Here is a 17,327-nt window from a genome sequence, read left to right as displayed (position 1 = left end):
GTCAGCTCCCTCGGTAGACGGAGTAGCCGAACGGGCTGAGCAGCAGCGGTACGTGGTAGTGCTCGCCCGGTACGACGGCGAACGTGACCGCCACCTCCGGGAAGAACACGTGGGCGCCGCCGTCCCGCCGCGCCTCGGCCCGGCTGCCCGCCGGCTGTGCGAAGTACGCCTCGACCGCGAAGTCGAGCCGCACGTGGGTGGTTCCCTCCGGCAGGGCCGGCAGGTCCCCGCACCGCCCGTCCGCGTCGGTCGCACGGCCGCCGAGCGCCCGCCAGTCCGCGTCCCGGCCCGAGCGGGCGGCGAGGCGGACGGCGACGCCCCCGGCGGGGCGGCCGGCGCTGGTGTCCAGGACGTGCGTGGACACGGAGGCGGTGGTGTCGGTGCTCATGTGCGTCGGTCCTCTTCGGCGTCGACGAGGCGGGCCAGCCGGATGCGGTTGATCCTCCCCAGTTCGGCGCGGACGATCCCGCGCTCCCGTTCCGGCGTGTTGCCGAGGCGTTCCCGGACGGCGTCGCGCAGCTGCTCGCCGGTCCGGCCGGTGGCGCAGACGAGGAACACCTGGCCGAGCCTCTCCCGGTAGGCCAGGTTCAGTTCGAGCATCTCGGCCCTCAGTCCGTCCGGGGCGCCGGCCATGCCGCTCTGTTCCCGGGCGAAGGCCGCGTCCCTGGGCCCGGGCCGGCCGATCGGCGGGTGCCCGGCCAGCGCCTCTTCCAGGCCGGCCGCGGTCAGGTGGGCCGTGGCGGCGTCACTGGCGGCGTACAGGTCGTCGGCGGTGGGGTAGGGGCGGGCGGCGAGCAGCCGCCGGGCCCATGCCGTGGAGGCGCAGACCTCGTGGAGCGCGGCGAGGGCCGCGCGCTCCTCCAGGGCGTTGAAGCGGGCCAGGCCCGGGGGCGGGGAAGTCGACGTCACGGAGGCCTCCGTGGCCGCGAGCGGCCTTGGTGTCGAGCGGGCGTGCCGCCAGTGAACGCCGCCACGGACGACCACGTCAACAGTTTGTTGAAAAATCGGCGTCACCGCAGGGGCGCTTCCGCCGGCCGGCGGATTCAGGCGCCCTTCTCCCGGTTGAGGTAGTTGTAGACGGTGAAGCGGCTGACGCCGAGCGCGCTCGCCACGGTCTCCACGCCGTGCCGTACGGCGAAGGCGCCGCGCGCCTCCAGAGCGCGCACGACCTCCTGCTTGGCCCTGCGGTCCAGGTCCGCGAGCGGCATGCCCTTGCCGCGCTCCAGCGCCGCGAGGATGCGGTCGAGGGAGTCCGCGAGCTGCGGCAGCCGTACGGCGACGACGCCGGCGCCCCGCCAGGAGAGCACCACGTCGTCGGTTCCGGCCTCGTCCGGCGGGACCATCTCGCCGCCCACGGCGTCGACCAGCGGTTTCACCGCCGCGATGAAGGCCTCGTCACCGGCGCCGGTCACCGGTCGCGCTCCTCGACGACGTTGACCTGGAGCGAGATCCGGGTGGCGCCGGCCGTCAGCGCCCCGCGCAGCACCGCGTCCACGGCGCCGAGCACCGCGTCGGCGCCGCCCTCGGCGGTGTTGCCGAAGGGTCCGACGTCGACCGCGTCCAGCTCGGCCGCCTCGACGACCTCCCGCGCCACCACCGCGTGCGCGGGCGCCTCGTCGAGGTCGAAGGGCTCGGTCGTGAACTCCACTCTCAGTCGCACGCGCACAACCTAACGCGCGGCGCGGTTCCCGGGAGCGCCGGGAAGCGGGGCGGGACCGCCGGCGGTCCCGCTCTCCTGACAGGCCCGGGGCGCCGGGGCCGCCCGGGACCCGGCCCGACGGGTCCGACGACTCGCGCACGGCCCGCGGCGATCCCGTACGACCCCGGTGAGGGGAGGGGTCCCGGACCGTCGCATCCGCCGCGGCCCCGGGTCCGCACCCCCTGCGGCGTCCGGATGCGGGCGGCCCCCGTCCGGGCGCTCCGCCGCATCCGGGGTGCGGATCCCTCCGGTGCGCAGCAGCCTGAAGGCATGGCACATCCGACGGAACATCCGCACATCGTGGTGCACTCCCCGGCCCTGGACGGTTCCCGGCGGGTCACCTCCGGCGACGAGATGCTGGGCATCGCCACGCACGTCGACGACGTGGGCGAGATCCTGCGGCTGGCCGACCTGTACGTCACCGACGTCGAGGGGACGGACCTGATCGAGTGGCAGGGCGGCGGCCCCGACGACTGGCCGGGCCTGTCCGAGCACCACGAGACGGCCTGAGCACGGCTACGGCATCGGCCGTACGACGGCTACGCCACCCTCAAGCGAACCTCTGAAGGCGGCCCGGGAGGCTTCGACCACCCCTGCGAACGGGCACACTCCCCGCACACGGGACCCGCCGGCACGGGGGCGGCGGGCCCCGGCCGAGGGGGGCCTGCCATGACCGACACCGGGCGCGTCCGGGGAACGCCGCACGAGATCGCCCTGCTGGCCGGCGGGCCGCGCGCCGCGGTCACGGTGGCCGTCGTCGCCCTGCACCTGCGGGGCGCCGTCGAGGCGGGGGCGCCCGGCACGATCCGGGCGGTCGACGGGGAGGCGGGACGGGCCCTGCCGCCGCTGCCGCCGCCGGGGGTCTCACTGGACGTGGCGGCCGAGGTCGCCGTGGGACGGGTGGACGCCCTCACGGGCGAGGTGCGCGCGCTGTACCTGGAGAGCGCGGTCCACCGCTGCCTGGCCGAACCCTCCGACCTGCGGGAGCTGCTCCGGCACCCGGACGTCCGCTGGGCGTTGGCCGAGGTGCGGGTCGGGCTGGCGGAGGCGGGGATGCTGCGCGCCGTGCCGCTGCGCGCCGTGCCGCTCCGGCCGACCAGGGCCGCCCGCAGGCGGGTGGGCGTCCTGCGGAAGGCGTTCCCGGTGCCGTCGAGCAGGCACGCCCTGTCCGACGACCGGAAACTGCTCGCCGTCGCCCTGCACGGCGAGCCCGCCCTGAGAGTCCTCGTACCGCGCTTCGCTCTGCGGGCGGGGCTGACCGAACGGGTCAGGATCAGGGGCAAGGGCCTTCGCCGCTCCCCCGGCGGCGGCGCCTACGGCGGTGGCGGCGCTCCCTTCGGCCACGGAGGCGGCGGCTGCGGAGGCGGCGGCGGATGCGGCGGGGGCGGGGGATGAACACGTCCGGGACGGCCCCGGACGCCTGCGGGCCCGACCGGCCCCCGGTGTCCTGATCGGCGCCGGCGCGTGTCCCTGTACTTCTCCGCCGCCGGATACGACGAGGAGGCCCGGGTCCGCGCCGGCGCCCCGGGCGTCCCGCTGTTCCCGCCCGGCCCCGTCGGCGCCCCGCGGCCGGTGGACGGGCCCGCGGCGCGCCGGACGCCTACGAGGCCTGAAAACCGGGCGACGCGCCCGCCGCGGGCACCCGATACTCGGCGGATGCGCATCCGTTCCGCCGCCCCCGGTGAACTGCCCGCCCTCCAGGACATCGAGCGGGCGGCCGGCGAGCCGTTCCGCGGCCTCGGCATGCCGGACGTCGCCGACGACGAACCGCCCGCCCTGGACGTGCTGGAACGCCACCGGCGGGCGGGCCGCTGCTGGGTCGCCGCCGAGGCCCCCGACGACCGGCCCGTCGCCTATCTGATCGCCGAACCGGTCGACGGCGCGCTCCACGTGGAGCAGGTCTCCGTCCACCCGCGCGCCGCCCGCCGGGGCGTGGGCCGCGCCCTGCTCGCCCACGCCGCCGGGCACGCCCGCGAGCGGGGTCTGACCGCGCTGACGCTGACCACGTTCGCCGACGTGCCGTGGAACGCCCCGTACTACGCACGGCTCGGCTTCCGCACCCTGGACGGGCCCGGACTCACGCCCGGGCTGCGCCGGATCCGCGCCGAGGAGGCCGCGCACGGGCTCGACCGGTGGCCGCGCGTGTGCATGCGCGCCGAGGTCGCGCACATGGGCGGGACGGCCACCGGGCTGCCCGGATGACGAGCGGACCGGCGCCGTCGCCGGCGGCGCCCGCGTCCTCCACGAGCGCCTCGGCTTCCTCCTCTCCGAGGCCGCCGCTGCGGGTCCAAAGGGCGGCTCACGGCAGGTCTTCCGCCGGGGCGGTCGGGGGAAGCGGCGCTACTCCGCCGCGTACCGCTCCCGCAGTTCCACCTTGCGCACCTTCCCGGACACCGTCATCGGGAAGGCGTCGAGGAGCCGGAGCCGGCTCGGGATCTTGTAGTGGGCGAGGCGGTCCGCGCAGAAGGCGCGCAGTTCCTCCAGGGTGAGCGGGTCGGCCGGGTCGCGCGGGACGACGCAGGCGAGCACCTCCTCGCCGTACCGCTCGTGCGCGACCCCGACGACCTGCACGTCCGCGATCTTCGGGTGGGCGTGGAGGAACTCCTCGATCTCGCGCGGGTAGACGTTCTCCCCACCCCGGATGATCATGTCCTTGATGCGGCCGACGATCTCCACGTACCCGTCGTCGCGCATCACCGCGAGGTCCCCGGTGTGCATCCAGCGGGCCGCGTCGACCGCCTCGGCGGTCCTCTCCGGCTCGTTCCAGTAGCCGAGCATCACGCTGTAGCCGCGGGTGCACAGCTCACCCGAGGTGCCGCGCGGCACGGTCACGCCGGTGGCCGGGTCCACGACCTTGACCTCGATGTGCGGCAGCACCCGGCCGACGGTGCCGGTGCGGTGCTCCAGGTCGTCGTCCCCACGGGTCTGGAGCGACACGGGGGACGTCTCGGTCATGCCGTAGCAGATGGAGACCTGCTCCATGTGCATCTCGGCGACCACCCGTTTCATCACCTCCACCGGGCACGGCGAGCCCGCCATGATGCCGGTGCGCAGCGAGGTGAGGTCGTACGACGCGAAGTCGGGCAGGTTCAGTTCGGCGATGAACATGGTGGGCACGCCGTAGAGCGAGGTGCAGCGCTCCTGTCGGACGGCCGCCAGCGTCGCCGCCGGGTCGAAGGAGGGCGCGGGGATCACGATGCAGGCGCCGTGCGAGGTGGCGGCCAGACACCCCATCACCATGCCGAAACAGTGGTAGAACGGCACGGGCAGACACACCCGGTCCTGTTCGGTGTAGCCGATCGTGCGGCCCACCCAGTAGCCGTTGTTGAGGATGTTGTGGTGGGAGAGCGTGGCGCCCTTCGGGAAGCCCGTGGTGCCCGACGTGTACTGGATGTTCACCGGGTCGTCGCAGCTCAGGCCCGCCGCGACGGCCTCCGGGCGCTCGGCCGGGACCTCGGCGGCGGCCGCGGTGAGCGCGTCCCAGGACGGGTCGCCGATGTAGACGGTCTCCCTCAGCTGCGGGCACGCTCCGCGTACTTCGTCCACCAGGGCCCGGTAGTCGCTGCCCTTGTGCGCGAGGGAGGACACCAGCAGGGCGACGCCGGACTGCCGGAGGACGTACTCCAGCTCGTGCGCCCGGTAGGCCGGGTTGATGTTCACCATGATCGCGCCGATGCGGGCGGTGGCGTACTGCACCAGGACCCACTCGGGGCAGTTGACCGCCCAGATGCCGACCCGGTCGCCCGTCCCGACGCCCTTCGCCAGCAGTCCGCGCGCCACCTCGTCGACGGCCGCGCCGAACTCGGCGTAGGTCCAGCGCCGGCCGGACGGTACGTCGACGAGGGCCTCGCGGTCGGGCCAGGCGGCGATCGTGCGGCCCAGGTTCGCGCCGATGGTGTCGCCGAGCAGCGGGGTGGCGCCGGCGCCGTGGGCGTACGACAGGGATGCGGTCACCGGAAGTCCTCCTCGCGGTACTCGTCCGTGGAGCCGGCGGCCGTGGCCTCGCGCAGTTCGATGCGGCGGATCTTGCCGGAGACCGTCTTGGGCAGCTCGCCGAACTCCAGGCGGCGGATCCGCTTGTACGGGGCGAGCGCCTCGCGGGAGTGCTCGAAGAGCGCCTCGGCGGTGTCCGGGCCGGGCCGCCAGCCCTCGGCGAGCACGACGTACGCCTTGGGGACGGCCAGCCGCAGCGCGTCCGGGGCGGGGACGACGGCCGCCTCGGCGACCGCCTCGTGCTCCAGCAGGACGCTCTCCAGCTCGAAGGGGCTGATCTTGTAGTCGCTCGCCTTGAAGACGTCGTCCGCGCGCCCCACGTAGGTGATGTACCCGTCCTCGTCGCGGGAGCCGATGTCGCCCGTCCGGTAGTAGCCGCCGGCCATCGCCTCGGCCGTGCGGTCGGGGTCGCCGTGGTAGCCGGTCATCAGGCCCACCGGGCGGTCGGAGAGGTCGAGCGCGATCTCGCCCTCGGCGGCGCCGGGGGCGCCGGAGACCGGGTCGAGGAGTTCGACGCGGTAGCCGGGGCTGGGGCGGCCCATGGAGCCGGCCCTGAGGACCTGGCCGGGGCTGTTGGAGACCTGGACGGCGGTCTCGGTCTGGCCGAAGCCGTCCCGGACGGTGACGCCCCAGGCGCGCCGGACCTGCTCGACGACCTCGGGGTTGAGGGGTTCGCCGGCGGCGACGACCTCGCGGGGCGGGGTGCGCAGTTGCGCCAGGTCGGCCTGGATGAGCATGCGCCACACGGTCGGCGGGGCGCAGAACGTGGTGACGCCGGCCTTGTCCATCTCGGCCATCAGACGGGCCGCGTCGAAGCGGGTGTAGTGGTGCAGGAAGACGGTCGCCTCGGCGTTCCACGGGGCGAACAGGTTGGACCAGGCGTGCTTGGCCCAGCCGGGCGAGGAGATGTTGAGGTGCACGTCGCCGGGTTTCAGGCCGATCCAGTACATGGTCGCCAGATGGCCGATCGGATACGAGGTGTGGGTGTGCTCGACCAGCTTGGGGCGGGCGGTGGTGCCGGAGGTGAAGTACAGCATCAGGGGGTCGTCGGGCAGGGTGGGCCCGTCGGGCGCGAAGTGCTCGGCGGCGCCGTAGGCGTCCGCGTACGGCTGCCAGCCGCCGCCCGCCCCCTCCCCCACCGCGATCCGGGTGTAGTCGCCGGGCACCCCGTCGAACTTCGCGGTGTCCGCGGCGCGCGCGATCACGTGGCGGACGCGGCCCCGCTCGACGCGGTCGCGCAGGTCGGCGGGGCCGAGCAGCGGGGTGGCCGGGATGACCACGGCGCGCAGCTTCATCGCGGCCAGGGCGGTCTCCCACAGCTCGGCCTGGTTGCCGAGCATCACCAGCACCCGGTCCTCGGCGGCCACGCCCCGCTGCCGGAGCCAGTTGGCCACCTGGTCGGAGCGGCGGGCGAGGGCGGCGAAGGACAGCCGGGTCTCGTCGCCGTCCTCCTCGACGAGGTGCAGCGCGGTGCGGTCGTTGCCGTCCGCGATCACGTCGAACCAGTCGAGGGCCCAGTTGAACCGCTCGGGCCGGGGCCAGACGAAGTCCCGGTGGGCGGTGGCGTAGTCCTCGCGGTGTTCCAGCAGGAAGTCCCGGGCCCTGCGGAACTCCTCCGTCGCCGTCGTCATGTCTCCTCCTCGTGCCGGACCATTGCCGGGCGGCTCCCCGCCATCGTGTAATCCGTGATGCGGGTCTCACTACCCCCGAACGGGGGTGTGCGTCCGCACGGGAGCCGCGGTGAAGGGACGAACAGGTGACAGCTGACCCGATGGGGGCGGGCGACGCGGTGGAGATCCGCGGGGCGCTGGCCCGGCTGCGGCGCGCGACCGGGCTGCCGGTCGCCTTCGGCGGGCTGGTGGAGCCCGGGCGGCGGCAGGTGCGCATCAGTGAGCTGAGCGGCACCGCGACGCCCGCGCTGAGCGCGCTCGCGGTGACCTCGGGCAACGGTCTGGGCGGCAGGGCGGTGGCGCTGGCCCGGCCGTGCGCGGTGACGGACTACTCCGTCTCGCGGCGGATCAGCCACGAGTACGACGTCCCGGTGGCCGCCGAGGGCCTGCGCGCCGTCGTCGCCGTACCGGTGGTCGTACGGCGCCGGGTGCGGGCCGTGCTCTACGGCGCCCTGCGCGCGGCGCAGCCCCTGGGCGACCGCACGCTCGGCGCGGCGGTCCAGGCGGCGCGGGACGTGGAGCAGGCGCTGGTGGTGCGGGAGGAGGCGGCGGCGCTGGTGGCGGCCGCCCGGCCGGGTCCGGCTTCCGGGGCGCCGGGCGGCGGGTCCGGGGCGGCCCGGGAGCAGGTGCGGGAGGCGCACGCGGCGCTGCGGGCGCTGGCGCCGCGCCTCGCGGATCCCGCGCTGCGGGCCGAGCTGCTCCGGGCGTGCGCCCTGCTCACCGCGGACGCCGCGCCGGCCGCGGCGGTGCGGCTCGCGCCCCGGGAGGTGGACGTGCTCGCCTGTGTGGCGGCGGGGTCGACCAACGGTGTGGCCGCGGAGCGGCTGGGGGTGACGGCCGAGACCGTCAAGGCGTACCTGCGGTCGGCGATGCGGAAGCTGGGGGTGCGGACCCGGGGGCAGGCCGTGGTCGCGGCCCGCCGGGCGGGGTGGTTGCCCTAGGTTTGCGGTGTTCTCCCCTCGCGGGTATTACCAGCGGTACGACTTTGGATTTCGCCGTCGTCCGGACCGCTGTAATTTGCCTCACTACCCGGTCCGTCCGGAATTGAGGAGCCCGTTGCCTAATATTGGCCAGGACACGCCACACGGAGGGGAGCGGTGACCGTGCGACGGGACTTCAAGGAGTCTGCCAGGTGCCGCCCCGACCTGGTCATAGGCCGGGAGGAGCTGTACTCCGAGGCGCGGGAGCAGCTGGCCCGTGGGGGCAGCGTGCTGCTGCACGGCCCGGCGGGAATAGGAAAGTCGACCGTGCTGCGGGCACTCGCGGCGGAAAACGCCGGTGCCACGGGGACGGTGTTGCGCTGCTCGGCCACGGAGTCCGAATCCCATCTTCCGTTCCTGGCGCTGGCCGATCTGTTCGGTCTGGTCCTCGACAGGGTCTCCGCCCGGCTGCCCGCCGCCCAGCGCACCGCCCTGGAGTCGGCGCTCACCGGGCGCGGCGAGTCCACCCTCCAGCGGGACGGCCTCGCGCTGCGCCTCGCGGTGCTCTCGACGCTGCGGGCGCTGGCCGCCGAGGGACCGGTCCTCGTGGTCGCCGACGACCTCCAGTGGCTGGACTCCGCCAGCGCCGAACTCCTCGGCTTCGCCGCCCGGCGGCTCGGCGACAGCCCCGTGCGGATGCTGTGCGCGGTGCGCACGGACGGCGAGGAGTACGACCGTCAGCTGCGCGCCTGTCCGCCGGACACGCTCGCGGTGCGGCTGGGCCCGTTCTCCCGGACCCAGGTGTCCGCGCTCCTCGACCACCGCGGCTACACCGGTCTGTCCCGCTCCACGACCCGTGACATCCACCGCACCAGCGGCGGCAACCCGCTGTTCGCCCTCGAACTGGGCCGCGCCCTCGCCGAGAGCCCCGCCCGGCCCCGACCGGGCGAGCCGCTGCCGGTGCCGACCTCGCTGCGGGCCCTGGTGCTGAGCCGTCTGGAGATGCTGTCGGACGAGGCGCGCCGCACCCTGCTGGTGGCCAGCGCGGGCGCCCGCCCCACCCTGGCGCTGCTGCACGCGGCCGGCCGGGAGAACGCGGAGGCGGAGACGGCGCAGGCCGTCGCGCTGGGGCTGCTGGCGACGGACCCGGAGGAGCCGGCGCTGCGGTTCGCGCATCCGCTGATTTCGGCCGCCCTGTACGCGGAGGCCCCGGCAGGGGAGCGGCGGGCGGTGCACACGGCGCTGTCCACGGCGGCCTCCGACCCCATCGAGCGGGCCCGGCACCTGGCGCTGGCCGCCACCGGCCCCGATCCGGAGGTGGCGGCCCGGCTCGCCGGGGCCGCCGCGCTGGCCCGGGACCGCGGGGCGCCCTCGGTCGCCGCCTCGCTCGGGCTGCTCGCCGCCCGGCACACCCCGGCCGACGGCGAACCGGGACCCGACGCGCGGCGGCTGCGGGCCGCCGAGGACGCGATCACCGCGGGCGAGGCCGACCTGGCCCGGGACATAGCGCGCGAGGTGCTGACCCGGGCGACGGCGCCGGCGGAGCGGGTGCGGGCGTGGATGGTGGTCATCGAGGCGGCCGGGCAGGCGCTCGGCGAGGTCGACGCCGTGTTCCCGCAGGTGCTGGCCGACGCCGGTGACGACCCCCGGCTGCTGGCGCTGGTCCACTACCAGCTGGCCTGGCGGGAGGTGGTGGTGGACGGCGACTTCGCCAAGTCCCGCCAGGAGGCCGCGCACGCCGCGGAGCTGGCCGCCCGGGGCGGCGACCGGCGCACCGAACTGCTGGCGCTCGCCTTCCAGTCGTCCACCGAGACCCTGATGGGCCATCCCGACGCCCCCGCCACCATCCAGCGGGCGCTCCAGGAGCCCCAGGACCCCGACGTGGCCTGCCACCACAACGGCGCCGCCATGGCGAGGTTCCGCTGGCTGCTCATGAGCGACCGGCTGCCCGAGGCCCGTACGGCCATCACCGCGCTGCTGCGGGAGGCGCGGCGGCGCGGCATGGTGGAGAGCGAGGTGCACTTCTCGCGGCTGCTCGCCGACACCGAACTGCGCTTCGGGCACTGCGGCCGGGCCCTGGACCTGGCCCGCGAGAGCCTGCGGATGGCCCGGGACTCCGGGATCGGCGAGAGCGCCTCGGCCATGCTCGCCTCGCTCGCGGAGGCGTCCGGCGGGGACGTGGACCGGGCGCTGACGCTGGCCCGCGAGGCGGCGGACCACGCCGAGGTGGACGGCGACCAGCTGTACCTCTCCCTCGCCCTGGCCGCCCTCGGCTACGCCCAGTCGGTGGCGGGGGACGCGCAGGCCGCGGTCCGTTCGCTGCGCCGGGTGCGGGAGCTGGAGCACGGCATGGGCATCAGCGACCCGGCGCGGGGCCGCTGGCAGGGCGACCTCGCCGAGGCGCTGGTGCGGATCGGCGAGGTCGGCGAGGCGCAGGAGCTCATCGACGTCACGCGGACGCACGCGCTGCGTCTGAACCGCGCGAGCGTCCTCGCGGTGCTCGACCGCGCCGAGGCGCTGGTGCGTGCGGCACGCGGTGAGCACCAGGCGGCACACGCGCAGTTGGCGTCGGCGCAGGAGCGTCTCGGCAAGCTGGGGTACGGCCTGGAGGAGGCGCGGTCCGCCTTCGCGCTGGCCCGGCTGCGCGGGCGGGCGCCGGGGGCGTACGACGAGGCCGCCCGGCTGTTCCGGCGCTGCCGCGCGCTGCCGTGGCTGCGCCAGGTGGAGCGGGCCGTGACCGCCGGTCCCACGGAGCCGGAGACCGTGCCCGCCGCCGCACCGAGCGCCCTGGACGGGCTGGCCGCGATGGAACGGCAGGTCGCCGCGCTGGTGATGGAGGGCGCCACCAACCGGGAGATCGCCGGCCGGCTGTTCATCAGCGTGAAGACCGTCGAGGCGACCCTCACCCGGGTCTACCGCAAGCTGGGCATCCGCTCCCGGGTCGACATCGTCCGCCTGGCGGCGGGCCGCCGCACCCCGTAGCCCCGCGGGGCGCCGCCGGGCGACCGAGGGTTTTCCCTGCCCCGACTCCCCTAGGGGGTTCCCTCATTGGGACGGTCGCGCTCCGGCTCGTAGCGTAACGGGGTGCCGCTCGCCGGGCACACGGGGCCGGTCCCGAAGCCCTCGTGCCCGCCCCTCACCCCGCGCGACCCCCACCGGCAACCCGTGAGGAGACCCATGCCCGGGCTCACCCGTGCCAAGAAGGCCGCCGTCGCGGCGACCGTCGCCGCCGCGACGGCGCTGATCGCCGCCCCCTCCTCCGCCGTCGCCGCCCCGCAGCCGATCGTCGGCGGTACGACGACCACGACGTCCGCCTGACGGATTCCCGAGCAACCCTCGGGCGGCAGACCAGGGGGCGTTGCGGGCTTCCACGAGCAGCCCGCAACGCCCCCTCTCCAAGCCCGCGTTCACTCCCGCACGGTCCCGAAGCGGATGTCGTGCGCGCTCCCCGGGTACATCACGTGGAGCATCCGCTCCCCCTCGGCGACGACCTCCGCCCGCCGCCTCCCGTCGAGCCGGCCGAACGGCTCGACGACGAGGGCGTGTTCGTCCAGCCGCCACAGCCCCGCCAGGAAGCCGTCGACGAGGAGGGTGCGGTAGGCGGTGTTGCCCCGCCAGTGGCGGCCCCGGTGCTCGGGCGGCACGACGCGGGTGCGGTCGGCGTGGGAGAGGAGCAGGTTGTCGAACTCGGGCAGGAACCGCGGCGGGGCCGGGGTGTCCGGGGCGGGGCGGGGCGCGTCCGGGAGGTCGAAGAGCTCGGCGCCGGCCTCGTCGCGGAAGGTGACGAGGTCCGGGCGGAGGCGTTCGAAGGCCTCGCGCAGCCGGGTCAGGCCGGCCCAGGTCTGCATGTCCTTCACGGAGGCCGGTCCGAAGGCGGCGAGGTAGCGCAGCACGGTGCCGTCGGGCGCCGGCGTGGGCTCGGCGGGCCCGCCCAGCCAGTGCTCGGCGGTGGTGAGCGTGACCTGGCCGCTGCGGCCCCACAGTCCGCGCGGGGTGACCTGCACGAGGGGGAGCCTGCAGCGGGCGGCGACGGAGAGGGACTGCGGGTCGGCGTCGGGCCACTCCTTCAGCAGGGCCTCGCGCAGCTGCCTCATGGTGCGCGGTTCGGCCTCGACGAGGTCCCGGGCGAGGACGGCGAGCCGGTCCAGGTCGACGCCCACGAGTCCTTCGCGGAACTGGTTCAGCTCGCGGTCGCGGGCGTGCTGCACCAGCGGCCGCAGGGTGAGGCAGTCGCGGGCGGTGTGGGTGTGGAGGGTCGAGCGCAGGGTGACGAGACGGGCGACCGTCCGGTCGGCCATCGGCCGGGACAGCGCCTCGGGGGTGAAGCCGTCGAGGCGGGCGGCGAGCGCGTGGTAGGGCGGCTTGACGTTCTGCGCCTGGAGCCCGACCAGGTGCCCGACCGCGTCCTCGGCGGACATCGGCGAGCGCTCCAGCAGCAACTGCCGTGCGAGGGTGGCCCGGTTCAGCGCCCGTGTGCCGAGCACCCGCTTCGTCGTCGTCATGCCCGCACGCTAGCGGTCATCGAGGACGGGTTCTGTCCTCGACGACCGGCGGTGTGCGGTGCTGATTGCGCCCCGCCGGAGCGGGGCACCCGGTGCGCGCTGTGGACGGACGAGAGCGACCGGGACCGCGCAGGGTCCTGCTGACCGGGTGGTTCAGCTTCCGCGACGGGGAGGCGACCGCCGGGGACGTGCTGGCGCTGCGCCGCGTGGAGGAGGTGCTGCGGGGCGCCGGGATGGCGTACGACGTCGTGTGGAGCCCCGGTTTCCGGCCGGAGGCGCCGCACTTCGGCGACGTGCGCCCCGGCGACTACTCGCACCTGGTGTTCGTGTGCGGGCCGCTGCACGGGCCGCAGGTCGAGGAGCTGCACCGGCGCTTCGCGCACTGCGTGCGGATCGCCGTGGGGACGTCGGTGATCGACCCGGACGGCGCGGCCGTGACCGGCTTCCACCACGTGCTGGCGCGGGACGCCCCCGGCAGCGAGCCGACCGAGGACCTGGCGGCCCGCGCCCCGGCGGTGCCCGCGCGGCCCGTGGTCGGGGTGATCCTCACCCACGGGCAGCAGGAGTACGCGGGACGGCGGCGGCACGGGCAGGTCGCGGAGCGGGTGACGCGCTGGCTGGCCGGGAAGGACTGCGCCCGGCTGGAGCTGGAGACCCGGCTGGACACCCGGGACTGGCACCTGAGCGCGACGCCGGCGCAGGTGCAGTCGGTGCTGGCCCGGCTCGACCTCGTCGTCACCGACCGGCTGCACGGGCTGGTGCTGGCGCTGCGGGTCGGCACGCCGGTGCTGGCGGTGGACCCGGTGGCCGGCGGCGCCAAGGTGACCGCGCAGGCCCGCGCCTGCGGCTGGCCCGCGCTGCTGGCCGCCGAGCGGCTGGAGGCGCGCCGGCTGGAGCGGTGGTGGGACTGGTGTCTGACCTCGGGCCGGGTGGCCGCCCGGCAGCTGCGCGACGCGTTCCGTGAGGGACGGGCGCCGGACGGGGCGGACCGGCTGGTGGAGGTGCTGGCGCCGCGCGCCGGCGCCGGTTAGGCGGGGCGCGCGGCGGGCACCCGGGCGCCCATGCCCGCGCGGCCGTGGGAGGAGGGACGGTGGCCCTCGGTCGGCTCCCCGAGCACGAACAGCGCGTCCTCGACGAGATCGAACGGACGCTGTGCCGCGACCGCCGCCTGGACCGGCGGCTGCGCACCCTCCGGCTCCGCCGGAGGCCCGGTCCGACGCGCCCGTCGGCGCGGATCGCCTCCGGCCGGCCGCACGGCCGGACCGTGGCGGCCCTGCTCGCGGTGTCCGTCGCGCTGATGGTGACCGGCATCGTCACCTCGGCCCCGTGGGCGATCGGGGCCTTCGCGGCGGTGTGGCCGCCCACGCTCTTCGCGGCGTTCCGGCTGCTGTGCCGGTGGTCCGGCGGCTGAGCACTCGCCCCGTGCGGGCGGCAGGGAACCGGTGCGGCGGGAGGTGAGCGCCGTACCCGGACCCGGAAGCGAGAGAGAAGCACGGCGCCCGCCCGGCCCGGCTCCGCGAGGACGCCGGGGCTCCGGGGTCTTCGGCCAGGACTCCGGCACGGCCACCGGCGAGGAGCCGCGGGAGGGCGAGGGCCCGCGCGGCCGCGGCCCGCGCACGGAACGCTCTCGCGGCCCCGGGGGCGAACGCCCGGTGAGCACGGACCGGGCCCCCGCACCGGGGCTCGCCCCGCGCTTCGTCCGGCGGCGGGCGGACCCCGGTGCGCGTGGCGGGGTTCAGCCGATGTAACGGCGGGCCGTGGAGGTGCGTTGGGCGGGGTCCAGGAGGCGCAGGCGGGACTCGACCTCGTGGGGGAGGACCCGGCGTTCGCGCAGGACCCAGGGCAGGGCCGCGGCGGCCTCGGCGAAGGCGCGCAGGGAGGCGGTGTCGCGGGGGACGGTGCGGGCCAGGTCCAGGGTGCGGCGCAGGGCCGGGCGGACCGGGCGGCGCAGCCACGTGAACCACAGGGTGTTGCGGATGCCGTGCATCCGGCGCAGGGTGGCGTCCCGCGCGGCCGACGCCCGGTGGTGGACCGTCAGGTGATCGGCGTACGTGAGCCACCAGCCGTCGGCCGCCAGGTCGGCGGCGAGCAGTTCCTCCTCGCCGCCGAGCCACAGACGCGGGCTGAAGCCGCCGGCGGTGCGGAAGGCGTCGGTGCGCAGGACGGTCGCGGCGGCCAGGAAGGAGCCGAGGGCCGGGCCGGGCAGCCAGGGCGGACCGGGGAGGGGCGAGTCGCGCAGTTCGCGGACGATCGGGTCGTCGGTGCCGTCCGGTTCGACGATGATCCGCGCCGTGACCGAGCCGAGCGCGGGGTGCCGGTCGAGCAGGTCGGCGGCGCCGGCCAGGGAGCCGGGCGACCACCAGGAGTCGTCGTCGCAGAAGGCGACGTACGGCGTGCGGACGTCCCGTACGGCGAGGTTGCGGCCGACGGCGCCGAGGTTGCGGCCGGGGCGCAGCAGGCGGACGTCCGGGTGGCGGCGGGCGACGGCTTCCGCGGTGCCGTCGGTGGAGCCGTTGTCGGTGACGACCACCGGGGGCTCCTCGGGGAGTCCGGCGAGTTCGCCGAGGGTGCGCAGCAGTTCGGGGCGCCGGTTGTGGGTGATGACGACGACGGTCGTACGGGGGTCGGTCATACGGTCGTCCTTTCGGGTTCCAGCAGGCGGGCGGCCCGTTCCACGTGCGGGGGCAGCGGCCTGCGCTCGCGCAGCGCCGCCGGCAGGCGGGCGAGGACCTCCCGCAGGGCGCGCCGGGCCTGGTCGTCGTCGCGCGCCTCGGCCGCGAGGGCCGCGGTGCGGGCGAGGGCGTACGGGACGGGGCGGCGCAGCCAGGCGGTCAGGACCGCGTTGCGGCGCTGGAGCGCCGGGCGGCCGGGGCGGGCCGTGGGGGCCGGGTGGTGGTGGGCGACGACGTCGGGGCAGTGGGTGACGCCCCAGCCGCGCGCGGCGAGGTCGTAGGCGAGCAGGGTCTCCTCGCCGCCGAAGAACAGCAGCCGGTGGAAGCCGCCCGCGTCGAGGTGGGCGCCGCGGCGGACGACGGCGCCGCAGGCGAGGAAGCCGAGCACCTGGGTGCCGGGGAGATCGGCGGCCGGGCCGAGGGGGGAGCCGGCCAGGACGTCGTTGAGCGGGTCCGGGTCCGCGCCGGGGCCGACGAGGGTGCGGGCGGCGACCAGACCGAGCCGGGGGTGGGCGTCGAACAGTTCGGCCGCCCGGCCGAGGGCCCCCGGCGCCCACCAGGAGTCGTCGTCGCTGAACGCCACGTACGGGGTGTCGAGGGCGCGGACCCCGTGGTTGCGGGCGAGGGCGCCGTGGTTGACGGGCAGTGCCAGCACCCCCACCCCGGGGAAGTCCCGGGCGATCATGGCGCGGGTGCCGTCGGTGGAGGCGTTGTCGGCGACGAGGATCTCGGGCCGCTCGGGCAGCCGGCGCAGCTGCCGGAGGGTGCCGGCGAGCCGCTCGCGGCGGTCACGGGTGGCGATGACGACGCCGAGGCGCGGGTGATCGGTCATGGTGCGTCCTCCCTCTCGCCGGCCGGCCCCGCGCCGGCGACGGCTCCCGGCAGCGCGCGTCCGGGCCGGCGGCGGCCCGTGGGCGGGGCGGTCACGGCGGGATCTCCCTTTCCGGGAGCCGGTCGAGGGCGCGCAGCACCTCGCCGGGGGTGATGCGCAGAAGGGCCGGGTCGGGGCGGCGGCCGTGGGGGTCGCCCTCCGGGCCGTGCCAGAGGGCGAGGTGGCGGGGGTGCGCGGGCGGGCCCCACCGGGCGGGCGGGACCGGGCCGAAGAGGGTGACCGTCGCGGTGGCGTGGGCGACCGCCAGATGGGCGATGCCGGTGTCGCCGCTGACGACGGCGCGGGCGCCGGCGACGAGCGCGGAGAGCCGGCCGAAGGGCAGGCCGCCGGCGAAGACGTCGGTGTCGGGCAGCCGGGCCTCCTTGGCGAGCCGCGTCACCAGGTCCTCCTCGTCCGCTCCGCCGGTGACCACCACCCGCAGCCCGCGCTCGCGCAGGACCCCAGCGACGGTCGCGTACCGCTCCACGGGCCAGCGGCGCGCGGGCGCCCCCGCGCCGGGGTGCAGGACGACCGCGCCGGGGGCGGGGGACGCGGCGGGCGGGCGGGGCAGCAGCAGATCGGCGGGGTCGGCGTCGACGCCGTACCAGCGCAGCAGCCGGCACCAGCGGTCCCGTTCGTGTTCGTCCGCGTACCAGGGCGGGCCCTCGATCCGCGGGGTCGCGGGATGCGCGAACGCCATCAGCCGCACGGGGCGCAGCTCCTGCAGCAGGCGGTGGCTGGGCGGTCCGTTGCCGTGCAGGTCCACGGCGACGTCCGGGGGCGGGCCGGTCCAGCCGAGGGCGCGGGGCACGGCCCGTCCGGGGGCGGAGGCGGGCAGCACCCGGTCGACCGCTCCCGTGGCCCCGGCGACCGGTGCGAGCCCGGCGGGCGCCGCCAGCACGAGTTCGTGGCCGGGGAACCCCCGCCGCAGCGCCCGCAGCGCGGGGACCCCGGCGAGCAGATCGCCGAGCCCGAGGGCGCGCAGCACCAGGAGCCGCGG

The 17,327-nt window shown here is 76.4% G+C and carries 18 protein-coding genes; 8 read left to right on the top strand and 10 right to left on the bottom strand.

Features of this window, described 5'->3' with window-relative positions; genetic code table 11:
• Position 1: 1 nt before the first annotated feature.
• The 4 genes from uraH to ADK41_RS05300 form a co-directional block, all read right to left on the bottom strand.
• Positions 2 to 388, bottom strand: coding sequence for a hydroxyisourate hydrolase (gene uraH, locus ADK41_RS05315; RefSeq protein WP_030831388.1), 387 nt, complete (start codon positions 386 to 388; stop codon positions 2 to 4).
• Positions 385 to 909, bottom strand: coding sequence for a 2-oxo-4-hydroxy-4-carboxy-5-ureidoimidazoline decarboxylase (uraD, locus tag ADK41_RS05310; RefSeq protein ID WP_030831385.1), 525 nt, complete (start codon positions 907 to 909; stop codon positions 385 to 387). Before uraD ends, uraH begins: the two co-directional genes overlap by 4 nt.
• Positions 910 to 1,043: 134 nt before the next feature.
• Positions 1,044 to 1,412 (bottom strand): helix-turn-helix domain-containing protein, encoded by a 369-nt coding sequence (locus ADK41_RS05305; RefSeq protein ID WP_030831383.1) that lies wholly within the window; start codon positions 1,410 to 1,412, stop codon positions 1,044 to 1,046.
• Positions 1,409 to 1,660, bottom strand: coding sequence for a hypothetical protein (locus ADK41_RS05300; protein ID WP_030831380.1), 252 nt, complete (start codon positions 1,658 to 1,660; stop codon positions 1,409 to 1,411). The genes ADK41_RS05305 and ADK41_RS05300 overlap by 4 nt, the downstream gene beginning before the upstream one ends.
• A 309-nt stretch (positions 1,661 to 1,969) precedes the next feature.
• Here ADK41_RS05300 and ADK41_RS05295 point away from each other — a divergent pair, with 309 nt between their 5' ends.
• From ADK41_RS05295 to ADK41_RS05285, 3 genes are all read left to right on the top strand, one after another.
• A complete protein-coding gene (locus ADK41_RS05295; protein WP_030831377.1) occupies positions 1,970 to 2,209 on the top strand; it encodes a hypothetical protein in 240 nt (79 codons plus the stop codon).
• Between the two features lie 159 nt (positions 2,210 to 2,368).
• Positions 2,369 to 3,094 carry a hypothetical protein gene (locus tag ADK41_RS05290; RefSeq protein ID WP_030831374.1) on the top strand — a complete coding sequence of 242 codons (726 nt, stop codon included), beginning with the start codon at positions 2,369 to 2,371 and terminating at the stop codon, positions 3,092 to 3,094.
• 261 nt (positions 3,095 to 3,355) lie between these two features.
• Positions 3,356 to 3,901 carry a GNAT family N-acetyltransferase gene (locus tag ADK41_RS05285; protein ID WP_030831372.1) on the top strand — a complete coding sequence of 182 codons (546 nt, stop codon included), beginning with the start codon at positions 3,356 to 3,358 and terminating at the stop codon, positions 3,899 to 3,901.
• A 138-nt stretch (positions 3,902 to 4,039) separates the two neighbouring features.
• Here ADK41_RS05285 and ADK41_RS05280 read toward each other — a convergent pair whose 3' ends face one another.
• Together ADK41_RS05280 and ADK41_RS05275 are read right to left on the bottom strand one after the other, a co-directional pair.
• Positions 4,040 to 5,653 (bottom strand): AMP-binding protein, encoded by a 1,614-nt coding sequence (locus ADK41_RS05280; protein ID WP_030831369.1) that lies wholly within the window; start codon positions 5,651 to 5,653, stop codon positions 4,040 to 4,042.
• Positions 5,650 to 7,323, bottom strand: coding sequence for an AMP-binding protein (locus ADK41_RS05275; protein WP_030831366.1), 1,674 nt, complete (start codon positions 7,321 to 7,323; stop codon positions 5,650 to 5,652). Before ADK41_RS05275 ends, ADK41_RS05280 begins: the two co-directional genes overlap by 4 nt.
• Before the next feature lie 140 nt (positions 7,324 to 7,463).
• On the opposite strand from ADK41_RS05275, the gene ADK41_RS05270 reads away from it, so the two are divergent.
• The 3 genes from ADK41_RS05270 to ADK41_RS40595 all read left to right on the top strand — a co-directional run bounded on the left by ADK41_RS05270 (position 7,464) and on the right by ADK41_RS40595 (position 11,600).
• Positions 7,464 to 8,303, top strand: coding sequence for a helix-turn-helix transcriptional regulator (locus ADK41_RS05270; protein WP_030831363.1), 840 nt, complete (start codon positions 7,464 to 7,466; stop codon positions 8,301 to 8,303).
• A gap of 156 nt (positions 8,304 to 8,459) precedes the next feature.
• Positions 8,460 to 11,264, top strand: a complete 2,805-nt coding sequence (locus tag ADK41_RS05265) for a helix-turn-helix transcriptional regulator (RefSeq protein ID WP_030831360.1) — start codon at positions 8,460 to 8,462, stop codon at positions 11,262 to 11,264.
• Positions 11,265 to 11,459: 195 nt separating this feature from the next.
• Complete coding sequence (locus tag ADK41_RS40595; RefSeq protein WP_267883153.1) at positions 11,460 to 11,600, top strand: hypothetical protein; 141 nt, start codon at positions 11,460 to 11,462, stop codon at positions 11,598 to 11,600.
• Between the two features lie 89 nt (positions 11,601 to 11,689).
• Here ADK41_RS40595 and ADK41_RS05260 read toward each other — a convergent pair whose 3' ends face one another.
• Positions 11,690 to 12,784 carry a winged helix DNA-binding domain-containing protein gene (locus ADK41_RS05260; protein WP_030831357.1) on the bottom strand — a complete coding sequence of 365 codons (1,095 nt, stop codon included), beginning with the start codon at positions 12,782 to 12,784 and terminating at the stop codon, positions 11,690 to 11,692.
• A 101-nt stretch (positions 12,785 to 12,885) separates the two neighbouring features.
• Between ADK41_RS05260 and ADK41_RS05255 the strand changes: the two genes are divergently transcribed.
• A complete protein-coding gene (locus tag ADK41_RS05255; protein ID WP_030831354.1) occupies positions 12,886 to 13,815 on the top strand; it encodes a polysaccharide pyruvyl transferase family protein in 930 nt (309 codons plus the stop codon).
• Between the two features lie 59 nt (positions 13,816 to 13,874).
• Positions 13,875 to 14,195: a DUF3040 domain-containing protein gene (locus tag ADK41_RS05250; protein ID WP_030831351.1), complete on the top strand. Its 321-nt coding sequence runs from the start codon at positions 13,875 to 13,877 to the stop codon at positions 14,193 to 14,195.
• Positions 14,196 to 14,519: 324 nt separating this feature from the next.
• On the opposite strand, the gene ADK41_RS05245 is transcribed toward ADK41_RS05250, so the two are convergent.
• The 3 genes from ADK41_RS05245 to ADK41_RS05235 all read right to left on the bottom strand — a co-directional run bounded on the left by ADK41_RS05245 (position 14,520) and on the right by ADK41_RS05235 (position 17,318).
• Entirely contained in the window at positions 14,520 to 15,416 is an 897-nt protein-coding gene (locus ADK41_RS05245; protein WP_030831346.1) for a glycosyltransferase family 2 protein, read from the bottom strand.
• A complete protein-coding gene (locus ADK41_RS05240; RefSeq protein WP_030831343.1) occupies positions 15,413 to 16,288 on the bottom strand; it encodes a glycosyltransferase family 2 protein in 876 nt (291 codons plus the stop codon). Before ADK41_RS05240 ends, ADK41_RS05245 begins: the two co-directional genes overlap by 4 nt.
• A gap of 91 nt (positions 16,289 to 16,379) precedes the next feature.
• On the bottom strand, positions 16,380 to 17,318 hold the full coding sequence (locus ADK41_RS05235; protein ID WP_030831341.1) for a glycosyltransferase family 9 protein: 939 nt from the start codon (positions 17,316 to 17,318) through the stop codon (positions 16,380 to 16,382).
• Between the last annotated feature and the right edge of the window lie 9 nt (positions 17,319 to 17,327).

The sequence above is a fragment of the Streptomyces caelestis genome (assembly GCF_001279005.1).
Classification (GTDB): Bacteria; Actinomycetota; Actinomycetes; order Streptomycetales; family Streptomycetaceae; genus Streptomyces; species Streptomyces heliomycini.
Note: the sequence above shows the minus strand (reverse complement) of the source record. Positions and strands in the feature narration are given on the sequence as shown.

Coding starts and splice junctions, on each gene's coding strand:
- ADK41_RS05295 (WP_030831377.1), top strand. CDS start 1,970: ATGGCACATCCGACGGAACATCCGCACATCGTGGTGCACTCCCCGGCC.
- ADK41_RS05275 (WP_030831366.1), bottom strand. CDS start 7,323: ATGACGACGGCGACGGAGGAGTTCCGCAGGGCCCGGGACTTCCTGCTG.
- ADK41_RS05270 (WP_030831363.1), top strand. CDS start 7,464: ATGGGGGCGGGCGACGCGGTGGAGATCCGCGGGGCGCTGGCCCGGCTG.
- ADK41_RS40595 (WP_267883153.1), top strand. CDS start 11,460: ATGCCCGGGCTCACCCGTGCCAAGAAGGCCGCCGTCGCGGCGACCGTC.
- ADK41_RS05285 (WP_030831372.1), top strand. CDS start 3,356: ATGCGCATCCGTTCCGCCGCCCCCGGTGAACTGCCCGCCCTCCAGGAC.
- uraH (WP_030831388.1), bottom strand. CDS start 388: ATGAGCACCGACACCACCGCCTCCGTGTCCACGCACGTCCTGGACACC.
- ADK41_RS05260 (WP_030831357.1), bottom strand. CDS start 12,784: ATGACGACGACGAAGCGGGTGCTCGGCACACGGGCGCTGAACCGGGCC.
- ADK41_RS05290 (WP_030831374.1), top strand. CDS start 2,369: ATGACCGACACCGGGCGCGTCCGGGGAACGCCGCACGAGATCGCCCTG.
- ADK41_RS05245 (WP_030831346.1), bottom strand. CDS start 15,416: ATGACCGACCCCCGTACGACCGTCGTCGTCATCACCCACAACCGGCGC.
- ADK41_RS05240 (WP_030831343.1), bottom strand. CDS start 16,288: ATGACCGATCACCCGCGCCTCGGCGTCGTCATCGCCACCCGTGACCGC.